Annotated in this window: 13 protein-coding genes; 5 read left to right on the top strand and 8 right to left on the bottom strand. The window is 70.9% G+C overall.

Annotated features, from left to right (window positions below; genetic code table 11):
* Positions 1-64: 64 nt before the first annotated feature.
* The 4 genes from ACFYRY_RS03445 to ACFYRY_RS03430 form a co-directional block, all read right to left on the bottom strand.
* Positions 65-415, bottom strand: a complete 351-nt coding sequence (locus ACFYRY_RS03445; RefSeq protein ID WP_389139498.1) for a putative quinol monooxygenase — start codon at positions 413-415, stop codon at positions 65-67.
* Between the two features lie 89 nt (positions 416-504).
* Complete coding sequence (locus ACFYRY_RS03440; protein ID WP_389139496.1) at positions 505-2,241, bottom strand: PEP-utilizing enzyme; 1,737 nt, start codon at positions 2,239-2,241, stop codon at positions 505-507.
* 121 nt (positions 2,242-2,362) lie between these two features.
* The gene (locus ACFYRY_RS03435) at positions 2,363-3,187 is read right to left on the bottom strand and encodes an SDR family NAD(P)-dependent oxidoreductase (RefSeq protein ID WP_389139494.1); all 825 of its coding nucleotides are present in this window, start codon (positions 3,185-3,187) and stop codon (positions 2,363-2,365) included.
* On the bottom strand, positions 3,184-4,458 hold the full coding sequence (locus ACFYRY_RS03430) for an aromatic ring-hydroxylating dioxygenase subunit alpha (protein ID WP_389139492.1): 1,275 nt from the start codon (positions 4,456-4,458) through the stop codon (positions 3,184-3,186). Before ACFYRY_RS03430 ends, ACFYRY_RS03435 begins: the two co-directional genes overlap by 4 nt.
* Before the next feature lie 248 nt (positions 4,459-4,706).
* Between ACFYRY_RS03430 and ACFYRY_RS03425 the strand changes: the two genes are divergently transcribed.
* From ACFYRY_RS03425 to ACFYRY_RS03410, 4 genes are all read left to right on the top strand, one after another.
* Entirely contained in the window at positions 4,707-5,210 is a 504-nt protein-coding gene (locus ACFYRY_RS03425; RefSeq protein ID WP_389139490.1) for a VOC family protein, read from the top strand.
* A gap of 106 nt (positions 5,211-5,316) precedes the next feature.
* On the top strand, positions 5,317-6,327 hold the full coding sequence (locus ACFYRY_RS03420) for a thiamine pyrophosphate-dependent dehydrogenase E1 component subunit alpha (protein WP_389139488.1): 1,011 nt from the start codon (positions 5,317-5,319) through the stop codon (positions 6,325-6,327).
* Positions 6,328-6,331: 4 nt separating this feature from the next.
* Entirely contained in the window at positions 6,332-7,357 is a 1,026-nt protein-coding gene (locus ACFYRY_RS03415) for an alpha-ketoacid dehydrogenase subunit beta (RefSeq protein WP_389139486.1), read from the top strand.
* Positions 7,354-8,835: a 2-oxo acid dehydrogenase subunit E2 gene (locus ACFYRY_RS03410; protein ID WP_389139485.1), complete on the top strand. Its 1,482-nt coding sequence runs from the start codon at positions 7,354-7,356 to the stop codon at positions 8,833-8,835. Before ACFYRY_RS03415 ends, ACFYRY_RS03410 begins: the two co-directional genes overlap by 4 nt.
* Positions 8,836-8,936: 101 nt before the next feature.
* Here ACFYRY_RS03410 and ACFYRY_RS03405 read toward each other — a convergent pair whose 3' ends face one another.
* Positions 8,937-9,557: a TetR/AcrR family transcriptional regulator gene (locus tag ACFYRY_RS03405; protein WP_389139483.1), complete on the bottom strand. Its 621-nt coding sequence runs from the start codon at positions 9,555-9,557 to the stop codon at positions 8,937-8,939.
* Between the two features lie 143 nt (positions 9,558-9,700).
* On the opposite strand from ACFYRY_RS03405, the gene ACFYRY_RS03400 reads away from it, so the two are divergent.
* Positions 9,701-10,357, top strand: a complete 657-nt coding sequence (locus ACFYRY_RS03400) for a TetR/AcrR family transcriptional regulator (RefSeq protein WP_389139482.1) — start codon at positions 9,701-9,703, stop codon at positions 10,355-10,357.
* 25 nt (positions 10,358-10,382) lie between these two features.
* Here ACFYRY_RS03400 and ACFYRY_RS03395 read toward each other — a convergent pair whose 3' ends face one another.
* From ACFYRY_RS03395 to ACFYRY_RS03385, 3 genes are read right to left on the bottom strand one after another with little or no spacing between them, the layout of a single operon-like run.
* Positions 10,383-11,093 carry an SDR family NAD(P)-dependent oxidoreductase gene (locus tag ACFYRY_RS03395; RefSeq protein ID WP_389139480.1) on the bottom strand — a complete coding sequence of 237 codons (711 nt, stop codon included), beginning with the start codon at positions 11,091-11,093 and terminating at the stop codon, positions 10,383-10,385.
* A gap of 59 nt (positions 11,094-11,152) precedes the next feature.
* Complete coding sequence (locus ACFYRY_RS03390) at positions 11,153-12,307, bottom strand: thiolase family protein (RefSeq protein WP_389139478.1); 1,155 nt, start codon at positions 12,305-12,307, stop codon at positions 11,153-11,155.
* Entirely contained in the window at positions 12,304-12,723 is a 420-nt protein-coding gene (locus ACFYRY_RS03385) for a Zn-ribbon domain-containing OB-fold protein (RefSeq protein ID WP_389139476.1), read from the bottom strand. The genes ACFYRY_RS03390 and ACFYRY_RS03385 overlap by 4 nt, the downstream gene beginning before the upstream one ends.
* Positions 12,724-12,731 lie beyond the last annotated feature (8 nt).

The following is a 12,731-nucleotide window of genomic DNA, read 5'->3' as shown; positions in this document are numbered from 1 at the left end:
TGGCCGACGCCCCCCTCCCGTGTGGCTTGCTCGCGCGGATTGTGTGTCTTGCTTGCGCCGACGCCTACCGCATGGAACGTGCCGCCGCCACGCTGAAGGTCTCCAGGGAGACCCCCACCCGGGTCAGTCCGGTCGTGGCCGCGCGGAAGTCCTTGATGTGCGCCGTGCTGAAGTGGTCGTCCAGGGCCTGCTGGGACACCCACCGTTCGTACACCCGGATCCGGCGTTCGTCGGTGGAATCGGCCGTCATGGCGTAGTCCAGGCAGCCGGGCTCCTGGGCACGGGTGTGCTTCCCGACCTCGACGAGGTGTCCCAGCATCGTGTCGCGGTCCGTCGGCTCGTAGTCCATCCAGCCGGCGACGATGATTTCCTCCGCGATTCCCTCCGCGCGGTCTCCTGCGTGTTCCTCTGCCACGGTGGTCCTTTCCGAGGTCATGCCCGTGGGGGGCCATGCCCGCGGGCCCGTCGCCCTCTGTCAGGAAGAGCGACGGGCCCGGGGCCGTTCTAGATGCCGAGTGCCGCCGGGACGCTGTCCACGACGACGGTGCCCTTGCTGCCGTCGACCGTGATGACCATGCCGTCCCGCAGCCGTCGGGTACCGCCTTCGACCGAGATGACGGCGGGAATGCCCAGCTCCCGGCAGACCACCACGGCATGGCTGTTGAGCGCGCCCACATCCACCACCGCGGCCCCGGCGACCAGGAACAGGGGGGTCCAGGCGGCGTCGGTGATCGGGGCCACCAGTACCTCGCCCGGCTCCAGCGCCTCGCACGAGGCCGGGTCGGTGACCACCCGCACCCTGCCGGTGTAGACGCCCTGGCTGCCGCCGACGCCGGTCAGCACCTCGCTCTCCTCGGCGGCCGTGGCTGTTTCCTCGCTGCGTCGCGGCCACGTGTCGATCTCGGTCTGCGCGTCCGCCGCGATGAAGAACGGCGGTTCCAGTTCACGCAGACCGGCGTACTCCACCAGCCGCCGGGCGATGACGGGAGCGAAGCCCGCGGGGTCGGCGACATAGTCGTCGAGCTCGGTGTCCAGCAGCATCATCAGGTCCTCGGGCGCGGTGAAGAGCCCGGCCTCGACTCCTCGGCGGCCCAGCTCCCGCAGCGCCATCCTGATCTCGTTGATGACGGACACGCAGTTGGCCTTGGTGCGCTCGCGGGCCGGGATCCACACCTGCGAGGCGTGCATGCCCGCGTCGAACATCGGCCGCGCGTCCTCGGGGAGCGCCGAGCGGATCTCCGCCGCCGTTCGCGTACGGCGCTCGGTCAGCCGGCGGTGCCGCTCGGCCGGGGAGTCGTCGTCCGTGCTGTGCCGGATACGGTCGACCAGGGCCAGCGCCTGGACGGGCGCCGCCTCCCAGGACAGTGCGTGGATGTCCCACTCGTTGGGTCCGCGGTCGCCGGAGTCGGCCAGGAACTCGTCGAAGGAGTCACGGAACGCCTTCACGTCCCCGCTCGCCCCGGCGAGTGCCCGCTGCACCGCGGCCGGCCCCTGGTCGAACAGCGCGGTGAGCTCGGCCGAGGCGACCACCTGCCGGGACAGGTTCCACAGCCCGGTGGAGGGGGAGGCGGAGTCGACGTCACCGAGCCCCGCGATGAGGTCCAGCATGGCGCCGGGACGGTCCAGGCTCGCGCACAGCGGTCCGAGGATCGCCGGTCCCACGGAGGCGGGCAGCGACGACTCGACATGGCGCTGGAACGTCGTCTCGACCTCGTCGAGGAGTGAGCGGGCGTGCGCCACCAGCTCCGCGTCGGACAGCAGCCCCAGGTCGGGCCGTTCGCGGCGGACACGGCGCAGCCGCTCCTGATCGGCGTCGGCCTCGGGGAAGTTGGTCTGTCCCAGCATCCGCTGGACCGTCGCCCCGGCCTTCGCCGTCAGTTCGCCGTCCTGGTCCTCCGGGTGCGCGACGTACACCGGCGTGTCGGAGCGCTGGCCGACGAAGGCGGTGTCGATCTGGTCGGCGGTCTGGCCCATCCGGATGCCGAAGAGCCGCATGTGCGACAGGTTCAGATAGAAGTAGCCGCCGAACATCCCGACGAAGGGGGGCCGGGGACCGGCCACCTCCTCCTCGCGGTAGATGCCGAAACCGACGAAGCCGTTGCGCCAGCCGTGCAGACCGCGCCCCCACACCAGGGACCAGCCCAGCGGGCTGGCCGGCTCCGGCAGGGTCTCGCCCGCGTTGGCGCGGGTGTAGTGGGGCAGACGCTCACTGCGCTGCCAGTCCGTGATCCAGCTCTTCATGCCGAGGCTCTCCCGCTGTCCGTGCCGGTGCTGACGACCACGCGTGTCCTGGCGACCACACCTGTCCTGACGGCTGCGCCGGTCTCTGCCACCGCGCCGCTCCCTACCACCGCGCCGCTCCCTACCACTGTGCCGTCCCGCCGTCGACGCTGATCAGCGTGCCCGTGATGCCCGCACCCGCGTCGCCGGCGAGCAGCGAGGCGACCGCGGCGATCTGCTCCACGGTGGTGATCTGCTTGGTGGCGGCGTGCTCGGCGAAGCGGCCCAGCCACACCTCGTAGCTGATGCCCTCGGCCTCGGCCGCGGCGGGGCCGGCGGCCCGCATCAGGTCGGTGTCGACGGCGCCGGGGCAGATGGCGTTGCAGGTGATGCCCTGGGTGCCGTACTCGAAGGCGGTGGCCTTGGTCAGGCCGTGGATGGCGTGCTTGTTGGTGATGTAGTGGCTGATCGCCGGCTTGTTGGCCTGCTTGCCCTCGACGGAGGAGATGTTGATGATGCGGCCCCAGCCGCCCTCCAGCATCTTCGGCAGCGCCCGGCGGGTGCCGTAGAAGTAGGCGTTGAGGTTCAGGTTGAGGGCGTCGTGCCAGGCCTCGTCGCTGAGCTGGTGGACGGGCGCGAAGCCGGTGCTGCCGCCGGCGTTGTTGACCCAGATGTCGAGCCGGCCGAAGCGCTCCGCGGCGAAGTCCGCCAGCTCCTCGATGTCCTCCTGGCGGCTGGCGTCGCAGGGGTGGAAGACCGCCCGGTCCCCGGCGTCCATCTCCTCCAGGGCCTGCTTGCCCTTGAGTTCGGAACGGCCGCTGACGACGACCGTGGCGCCCTGGGCCAGGAAGGCCTCGGCGATGGCGCGTCCGATGCTGCGTGTGCTACCCGTGATCACCGCGACACGTCCGTCGAGGCTGCCCGTAGCCACCATGTTGTTCTCCTGCGCGTCTTGTCGGTCGGTCACCTGGCGGATCTGTCGTCCTGGTCCAGGTGCTGATGAACGGTGCGGTGGAAGTGCTGGAGTCCGGGCTCGTTGCGTCCGAAGACGAAGTCGGTCCCGTCGAGGGCCTTCAGCCCCTGCTGGACTCCGTAGGTGGTCGCGTAGTCCTCGTCGCGGACCACCTCGTAGAACCAATCGCCGAACCTGTCGGCGGCGTCGCGCTCCTCCTCGGTGACCGCCGGTTCGCGCAGCAGGATGATCTGCTGGGTGACCGACTCGGTGGCCGTCCGGGGGAGGACGAGGGAGACAGCGATCTTGTGTCGCCAGCCCCCGGCGATCGCCAGCCCGGGGTAGAGCCAGTAGATGGCCCCCACGCAGTCTCCGGGGTCGCGCCGGTCCGGCGGCAGCTCGATGGCCTGCGCGATGGGGCGCAGAGCGGGGGCGATGCGCTGGTGAGGACCCCAGGTGTCATGGGCCATCATGTTGGAGAGGTTCGTCTCGAACACCGTCTTCGGGTGCAGCGAGGCGAAGTGGTACGTCTCCAGGTACCCGTCGAGCGTGACCTTCCAGTTGGGGCTGGTCAGCTCCTTGGTCGAGTAGTGGTGGCACTCCGCGAGGCGCAGCCCCTCCAGGAGCGGCTGCAGCTCACCGAGCCACTCGTCGAGGTCGGGTTCCGCCGCCGGGTCCAGCGAGACGAAGACGATCCCGGCGCGCTCCCCGGCCGGCAGCCGCACCAGGCCGCGCCCCTCGCGGGGCACATCGCCGAAGGTCTTCTCCGCGTACACGCCCCGCAGCTCCCCGGCCAGGTCGTACGACCAGGAGTGGTACGGGCAGGTGAGCCGCTTGGACACGCCGCAGCCGGGTTCGACGATCTTGGCACCGCGGTGCCGGCAGGCGTTGATCATCGCGTGCACGACGCCCTGCCGGTCCCGGGTGATCAGGACCGGAAGACCGAGCACGTCCAGCGCCTTGTAGGTGTTCGGCCCCGGAAGCTCGGCCGACATGGCGAGCGGAAGGGGGACGGTGCGGTGGACGGCGTCCATCTCCCGCTGCCAGCGGTCGGCGTCGAGATAGTGCGCGACGGGTTCGGTCCACTGACCGTCCGCCTCGTGTGTCGTGTTGGTTCGGTAGTGCTCCATGACGCGCTCGACGAGCTCGGCGGCCTCCTGGCGCATCGCCACGGACGCCGGGTCGCTCGACCGGTCCTGGCTGATCCACGAGGAGTATTCCGGCGCCGCGGGCGGCTGACGTTCGGCGTCGTCCGCCCGGGTCTCGGGTGAACTGGTCTGGACCACGATGTCCTCACAATCCTTCCAGCCGTCAGCTGGTGAAGGGCTTCTGCTGAGGTAGCTGGGCTGTGAGCGACACGACAACAGGGGTTAGTGTTGTCTGTCAATAGAAAGTGCGGAAGTCGGCCGTTCGAAGCCCCGCAGGTCACCTCACCTTCGCCGCGTACGAAGCTCGACGCGGGCAGTGATCTTTCTATTGACCGCCTCCAGTTGTCGACGTGTGATGTCCGCACGCTCGATGTGGAGGTGGTGTGATGGCAGGCGGTTTGACGGACCCGGTGTCCGATGTGCGGGCGCACCTGACCGCGCCGTTCGAGGCGGGGATCGTCGTGCGCGACCTGGAACGGATGGAGCGCTTCTACCGCGAGGTGCTCGGCTGCGTCGAGGTGCACCGCTCCCGCGTCCCGGCGTCCATCGCCGCCGCGGCCGGGCTGGGCGGGGAGCTGCTCGTCGTGTGGCTTCAGGTTCCGGCCGGGGGGCGCGTCAAGCTGGTCCTGCCTCAGGCCGGCTCGGCGCCCGGTGACTCGGTCGTACCGCTGACGGCGCGCCGGGGTCTGTCGTATCTCACCTTCCCTCTGGATGACCTCGGTCCGGTCGTGACGGCCCTGGCGGCCGGTGGCGCCCGGTCGCTGTCGGACCCGGTCGTCGTGCGGGCGCGCGGTCGCCGGATCAGCTTCTGGGCGGATCCGGAGGGCAATGTGCTGGAGCTGGTCGACGAGCGCGGCGACGAGAGGGAGCCGGGTCCGTCCGAGACGTAGTAATTAGAGACTGACTTCAGTAAGGTGACCTCCTGCTGGTTACTGTAGACCGGCACAAGAAAGTCGGACTGCTGGGATCACCTCGCTCGGGGCGAAGGGGCGGACGATGGCTCACAGGGCATCGAAGAAGTCGGCCGATCCGGCCGCGAACCAGGCATCAGCGCAGGTCATCAGGGATCTGCATGAACGCATGGTGCGCATCCGCCTCTTCGAGACCGAGGCGGGAAAACTCATGGAGGCCGGCAAGCTGCCGGGCTTCCTGCACCTCTACGTCGGTCAGGAGGCCGTGGCCGCGGGCGTCATGACGGCCCTCCGCGACGACGACCAGATCACCTCCACACACCGCGGACACGGCCATGCCGTGGCCAAGGGCGTCAGCTTCCGGCACATGTACGCCGAGCTGTACGGCCGCGTCACCGGCGCCTGCCTCGGCCGCGGCGGAAGCATGCACATCAACGACGTCACCCTCGGCATGCTCGGCGCCAACGGCATCGTCGGCGCCGGCATCCCGATCGCCGTCGGCGCCGCCTTCGCCGCCCAGTACCGGGGCGAGGACAACATCGCCGTGACCTTCTTCGGTGACGGCGCCACCAACATCGGCAGCTTCCACGAGGCCGCCAACATGGCCGCGATACTGCGCCTGCCGGTGCTGTTCGTCTGCGAGAACAACGGCTACGCCGAGTTCACCCCGCAGTCGAAGCACATGCTGATCACCGACGTCGCCGACCGGGCCGCCGCCTACGGCATGCCCAGCGTGATCGTCGACGGCATGGACGCGGTCGCCGTCCACCAGGCCACCGTCGAGGCCGTCGAACGCGCCCGGGCCGGCGAGGGCCCCATGTTCATCGAGGCCAAGACCTACCGCTACTACGACCACCAGGGCGTCAAGGGACTGCGTCACCCCTACCGCTCGGACGCGGAGGTCGAGGAGTGGAAGGCTCGCGACGCGATCGACCTCCTCGAGGCCCGCGCCCTCGCCGACGGCACCGCCACCCGCGCCGAACTGGACGACACCTGGCAGCGCACCCGCGACGAGATCGCCGAGGCCATCGCGTACGCGGAGGCCAGCCCGCTGCCCGACACCGCAGACCTGCTCCTCAACGTCTACTCGGGGTGACCGCATGACCACCATCTCCGAAGCGCCCCCCGTCGCCCCCGTCGGCACGGCCCGCCAGCTCACCTACGTCAAGGCCTTCAACGAGGGCCTGGCGCAGGCCATGCGCGAGGACGAGAACGTCTTCGTCGCCGGCGAGGACGTGGCCGGCTACGGCGGTGTCTTCCGCATGTTCGACAACCTGCTCGACGAGTTCGGCCCGCGCCGCATGATCGACACCCCGATCTCCGAGGCCGCGCTCGTCGGCCTGGGCGTGGGCGCCGCCGCCCGGGGCCTGCGCCCCGTCGTCGACCTCATGTTCATGGACTTCATCGGTGTCTGCCTGGACCAGATCGTCAACCAGGCCGCCAAGATGAAGTACATGTTCGGCGGCTCCGTCTCGGTGCCGCTGACCATCACCACCGCCTCCGGCGCGGGTCTCGGCGCCGCCGCCCAGCACAGCCAGAGCCTTGAGGCCTGGCTCGCGCACGTGCCCGGCCTCAAGGTCGTGATGCCGTGCGACGCGTACACCGCCAAGGGCCTGACCGTCTCCGCCATCCGGGACAACAACCCGGTCGTCGTCATGCTCAACAAGGTCCTGCTGGGCAGCAAGGCCGAGGTGCCCGAGGAGATCTACGGCATCCCGCTCGGCCAGGCCCACACCGCGCGGCAGGGCTCCGACGTCACCGTCATCGCCCTTGGTCGCATGGTGGGCGAGGCCCTCGCGGCGGCCGGGGAACTGGCCGCCGAGGGCATCGAGGTGGAGGTGATCGACCCCCGTACCGTGCAGCCCCTGGACACCGAGACGATGATCGCCTCCGCGCGACGCACCAACCGTGTGCTCGTCGTGCACGAGGCCGTCACCTTCGGAGGACTCGGCGCGGAGATCGCCGCACAGATCCAGGACGCGGCCTTCGACTACCTGGACGCGCCCGTCCTGCGGATCGGCGCCCCCTTCTCCCCGGTGCCGTTCTCGCCGGTCCTTGAGAAGGCCTATGTGCCCGACCGGGCCCGCATCGCGCAGGGCTGCCGCCGTCTCCTCGAAAGGTCGTGACCGACGTGGCGGTCGAGGTTCTGCTGCCGAAGATCGGCCTGACCATGCAGGAAGGCACGATCGACGAGTGGCTCGTGCCGGCCGGTGCCGCCGTCGCGGAGGGCGACGCCCTGCTGCGGCTGGCCACCGACAAGGTCGACGTGGATGTCGAGGCGGAGGCCGGGGGAGTGTTCCACCCCGTGGTCGCAGCCGGGGCCACCGTCCCGGCCGGGGCACTCATCGGCTGGCTGCTGGCCGAAGGCGAACCGCCGCCCGGCACGGGGGGCGCACCGGCGCCCACCGCTGGGGACGTTCCCTCCGTGACGCCGTCACCCGACGGCACGGCGGGGCTCAACAGCACGGTGGGGCTCAACGGCACCGCTGGGCTCAACACGACTGGGCTCAACGGCGCGACCGGGCTCAACGGCTCGGGGGCCCGCCTCCTGGCCTCGCCGAACGCCCGGCGGGTCGCCGCCGACACCGGCGTGGACCTCACCGCCGTACGCGGCACCGGGCCCGGCGGCCGGATCGTCTCCGAGGACGTGGAGGAGTACCTGCTGATCCCGGCGCCACAGCCGCCCGCCTCCCTGCCGGCGGACTCGGTGACCCCCGCCTCGCCCCTGGTCCGCAAACTGGCGAAGGAACGTGGCATCGACCTGGCCGACGTACGCGGCACGGGGGCGGGCGGCCGGATCCGCCGGGCCGATCTCGACGCCGCCACACCGACGGCCACTACACCGACGGCCACACCGTCGGCCGCACCCGCGCCGACCCCGGCCAAGGCCCGCCAGGCCCCCGCATCGCCGCAGCCCGGGGACGTCATCCCGCTCACCGGGATGCGGGGCACCATCGCCCGCCGAATGCACGCCAGCCTCCAGGAGATGGCGCAGCTGACGCACGGTTACGAGGTGCGGATGGACGCCGTCGTGGCGCTGCGGGACCAGTTGAAGCAGGAGTGGGCGGACACGGACCTGCCGGTGCCCAGCCTCAACGATTTCCTCATCAAGGCCGCCGCACTGGCGCTTCGCGCACACCCGCTGCTCAACGCGACGGTGACAGAAAACGGCGTTCACCTGTACGAGAGCGTCCACCTCGGGTTCGCCGTCGCGGTACCCAACGGTCTGCTGGTCCCCGTGATCGAGGACGCGGCGGACCTGCCGCTGCCCCACATCGCCTCCCGGTCCAGGGAGTTGGCAGACCAGGCCCGGTCCGGCCGGATCTCCCCGGCGCTCCTCGAAGGGGCCACGTTCACCGTCACCTCGCTGGGTGGGTACGGCGTCGACTTCTTCACCCCGGTGATCAACCCCGGCAATGTCGCCATCCTCGGAGTGGGACGGCTCAGGGACGGCGTGGAGTGGACGGACGAACAGCCCCGGCGGACCCGGGTGCTCACCCTCAGCCTCACCTTCGACCACCGCGCCGTGGACGGGGCACCGGCGGCCGAATACCTGCGCACGATCGGTGAGCTGCTGCGCACACCCCTGCGGCTGCTGGTCTGACACCCCCGTCTCCACTCCCGTCGGCCGTCACCGCCTCAGCCGGCCGACGGGAGTGGCCCCGGCCAAGGAACAGCCGATGGCACCCTGCTCGGGTCCGCCACTCAGGGCCGCTGGTCCGCCGCCGCCGGATCCGCGATCCGCTCGGCGAGCCGACCGACCTCGTTGATGAAGGAACGGTGCCCGAGGGAGCGGTAGACATCGTCCCCCCGCACCTGTGAGACCGCCGCGGTTTCGAGCAGCGCCAGCACCCCCAGGCCGATCACCGCCGCCTCCGCGTCCGTGACCGGTTCGCGGCCCTTGCGTACCAGTCGTACCAGTTCGTCCAGCAACTGCGTGCGGATCTCCTGGCGCAGGGCCTCCGCCTCCTGGCTCATGCCGGCCGAGGACACGAAGAAGACGGTCGCGGCCGACCGGTGTTCGCCCAGCCAGACCACCAGTGCCGTGACGGTCGGACCGATGTCCGAACCGGGCCGGTGTGCCTCGGTGAGCGTCTCCAACTGCTCCCGCAGCGCGGCGGCGAAAACCCGCATGCCTTCCACCAGGACCTGGTCCTTGGAGGAGAAGTGGTAGTACACCGCGGCCGACGTCATCTCCGCCCGCGCCGCGATGTCCGCCACCGTCACCTCGTCCGGAGGCTGGGTGGCGAAGAGCTCCGTGGCTGCCTCGATCACCCACTGCCTGCGCGAGGGGCGGTGGGCTGCGCGGGTCCCGGATGTAGTCATGATGTCAAGTATGCCGTGCCCTCCACGCTCCTGAGCCACACACGCACCAGGTTTGACGGGTACGACCCACGGGAGTAACTAGATAGCATGGTCAGTACACCGGGGCGCACGGGCACCGGTCGCGGCAACCGCCAGGGAGCGTGATGGCCACCACGAACGGCAAGCAGCCCGCCCACCGACCCTCGCGACGTCAGCACATCATCAGCGCGGCCGTCCGGGTGTTCGGCCGCAACGGTTTCGCGGAGACCAGTGTGCAGGACATCGCGGACGAGGCCCAGGTGGTGCCCACGGCCGTGTACTACCACTTCGCGGGCAAGGAGGAGCTGCTCGAACTCGCGATGCGGCGCGTCTTCGACCAGCTGAACACCGTCGTGGAGACCGCCCGGCCGGACACCGAGCCAGGTGACGCCGAAGGCCTGGTGCGCGTCATCGACGCGGTGTGGGACTGGGTGGAGAAGAACCCGGACGAAGCGCGGCTCTACCAGGTACAGATCGCCTCCGCCAACGGCAACATCAAGCTGCTGCGCGACGAGTTCGAGCAGCGGCACATCCAGCGGGCGTACGACTACCTGCCCGAGAGCACCACCCGCGGCCCCCGGGCGGCCAAGGCACGGCACGCGTCGCAGGCCCTCGCGGTCCGCACGCTGATCAGTACGACCATCCTGGTGATGGCGCTGCGGGCGGAGGGCGGGCCGCTGTCGCAGCTGCCGTCCCGGTCGGTGCAGCAGGCGGTCAGGTCCCTGGCGCTGCGCATCGTCGCCGCCGACCAGAAGACCGAGTCCGCCGCCACGACGGCCTGAGAGAGCGGGTGTCGGGCAACCCGGTTCACCAGGGCAGTGGTCTGCGCCCCGCGAACAACTCGCCCGTGGTCGTGTCGCCCTCGGGAAGGGTGGCCAGCCAGACGGGCGTGTCCGCGCCCTCCTCCGGCCCGCGCGGGGCGGCGGCGCCGCCCATGCCGCTGCGGGTCCAGCCGGGGTCGGCCGCGTTGACCAGGACGCCCGTGCCCGCCAGTTCGCCCGCGAGCATGCGGGTCAGGGCGTTGAGGGCGGTCTTGGAGACGCGGTAGGCAGGATGCCGACCGGAGTCCATCAGCGCCAGCGAGCCGTACGAGCTGGTGAGGTTGACCACCCGCCCGTACCCGGCCCGCACCATGCCCGGGACGACGGCCTCGGCCATCCGCCAGGCGCCCACCAGGTTGATGTCCAAAGTGGCGCGCAGGATCTCCTCGTCGAGGTGCGGGGGCCGCAGATCGCCGTCCAGGGACACGCCCGCGTTGTTCACCAGTACGTCGATTCCGCTCCCGCCACCGATCAGTTCCTCGGCCTCCCCCACCGCTGTGGAGACACTGAGTGCGGAACCCACGTCGAGGGCGAGCGGCAGCGCCGCGGGCCCGATGGCGCGGCACACCTCCTCGGCCGCCTCCCGCTTTCGCGCCCCGACCAGAACCCGCAGCCCCCGCTCGGCGAGTTGGCGGCAGATCTCGACGCCGATCCCGCGCGCGCCGCCGGTGACCAGGGCGGTCCTGACCTCGCTCATGACAGCTCTCCCAGGTTCTCTGCTTGGCCGGCGGACAGAGCCGGACGCGGCCGGGCCGGTCAGACCGTCAGCACCGCACAGGCGCTGATCCCCGGCGCCCCGTACACATGGGTGAAGCCCACCCGCGGGCCGCCCGGCACCTGTACGCCCGGGGCGCGGCCCTGCAACTGCCGTACGACCTCGTGGAACTGGCGCAGTCCCGACGCGCCGACCGGCTCCCCGTTCGCCAGGCACCCGCCGTCGGTGTTGACCGGGATCCGGCCCGTGAAGTCGGTCTCGCCCGCGGTCAGCAGGTCCTCCTGCTCGCCGTGCCCGCACAGCCCGGTCTCCGCCAAATGGATCAACTCCGAGCCGCTGTCGGTGTCCTGCAACTGGGCCACCCGCACATCCCCGGGCCCGACACCGGCGCCTCGGAAGACCGCCTGTGCCGCGTCCACGCTCGGGCTGCGGTGCGGGCCCGGTGGCAGCCAGGGCGCGAACACCTCGAAGGAGCCGAACCGTCGGGTCCGGAAGGCCAACGACGCCAGTCTCACCGGCCGTTCGCACAGGTCGAACGCTCGCTCCCCGCGCGCCAGCACCAGCGCGGCCGCGCCCTGCCCCGGCGAACAGAACATGTACTGCGTGAGGGGCGGGCTCACCTCGGCGGAGTCCAGGATCTCCTGCTCCGTCAACTCCTTGCGCCGCCAGGCCAGGGGGTGGCGGGCTCCGTTGCGGAAGGCGCGCGCGGCCACCGACGCCAGCGCCCGCTCCGGAATTCCGTGCTCGTGCAGGTACCGCTGCGTCTTGAGGGCGAAGAACTGGGTCGTCAGCATCATCCCGGTCTCCGCGTACCAGTCGCCCAGACCGTACCGGGCCGCGGAGACGTGGAACGCGCCCCGCTCGTGCTTGTCGAACCCCACCGCCAGCCCCAGCGACGCCTCGCCCGCCCGCAGCGCGTTGGCCACCGTGAGCACCGTCGAGGCCCCGGTGGCGCAGCCGTTCTGCACATTGACGAACGGCACACCGGTCAGCCCCAGTCGGCTCACCAGGGTGTCGGGTTTGCCGGACACGTCGGAGCCGCCCGCCGCGTAACCGATGTCCTCCCAGGCGACGCCGGCGTCGGCCAGCGCCTCGCGTACCGCGCGGGCGGCCATGTCCATCCCGGTGACGGACTCGTCGCGGCCGAAGGGGTGCATGCCGCATCCGACCACATAGACCTCGTCGGCCCGGCTCATCGCTGTCCTTCCGGGTCCGGGCGGAACGCGAAGGTCAAGACCTCGGTGCCGTCCTCGTCCTGGTACGCGGGCACCGTGGTGAGCCGGACCGGAAGTCCGATCCGGATGTCCGGGCGGGAGACCGCGAGGCGTGCCTCGACCAGTACCTCGCCGAGGTCCACATAGCCCACGTGGTACGGCTGGTGGCCGTCGGCCGGCATCCGGTACGGCGGCTTGGGCGCGAACGCCTGCCGCGTCCACGACCACACCCGCCCGGCCACCGGCAGCGGGTGCTCGGACATGGTCCCGCCCGAGCACCTGGGGCAGGAGTCCTGCCGGGGGAAGACGACGGTGCCGCACCCCGCGCAGCGTGCCCCCACCAGACGCGGTGGATCCACGTCGGCGAACAGGCCCTCGTCGATGAGTCTGGTGGTCATGCTGTCGT

The sequence above is a fragment of the Streptomyces sp. NPDC005263 genome, assembly GCF_042872365.1.
Lineage (GTDB): Bacteria > Actinomycetota > Actinomycetes > Streptomycetales > Streptomycetaceae > Streptomyces.
Note: the sequence above shows the minus strand (reverse complement) of the source record. Positions and strands in the feature narration are given on the sequence as shown.

Coding starts and splice junctions, on each gene's coding strand:
- ACFYRY_RS03395 (WP_389139480.1), bottom strand. CDS start 11,093: ATGAGCGAGGTCAGGACCGCCCTGGTCACCGGCGGCGCGCGCGGGATC.
- ACFYRY_RS03425 (WP_389139490.1), top strand. CDS start 4,707: ATGGCAGGCGGTTTGACGGACCCGGTGTCCGATGTGCGGGCGCACCTG.
- ACFYRY_RS03420 (WP_389139488.1), top strand. CDS start 5,317: ATGGCTCACAGGGCATCGAAGAAGTCGGCCGATCCGGCCGCGAACCAG.
- ACFYRY_RS03415 (WP_389139486.1), top strand. CDS start 6,332: ATGACCACCATCTCCGAAGCGCCCCCCGTCGCCCCCGTCGGCACGGCC.
- ACFYRY_RS03400 (WP_389139482.1), top strand. CDS start 9,701: ATGGCCACCACGAACGGCAAGCAGCCCGCCCACCGACCCTCGCGACGT.
- ACFYRY_RS03385 (WP_389139476.1), bottom strand. CDS start 12,723: ATGACCACCAGACTCATCGACGAGGGCCTGTTCGCCGACGTGGATCCA.
- ACFYRY_RS03440 (WP_389139496.1), bottom strand. CDS start 2,241: ATGAAGAGCTGGATCACGGACTGGCAGCGCAGTGAGCGTCTGCCCCAC.
- ACFYRY_RS03390 (WP_389139478.1), bottom strand. CDS start 12,307: ATGAGCCGGGCCGACGAGGTCTATGTGGTCGGATGCGGCATGCACCCC.
- ACFYRY_RS03405 (WP_389139483.1), bottom strand. CDS start 9,557: ATGACTACATCCGGGACCCGCGCAGCCCACCGCCCCTCGCGCAGGCAG.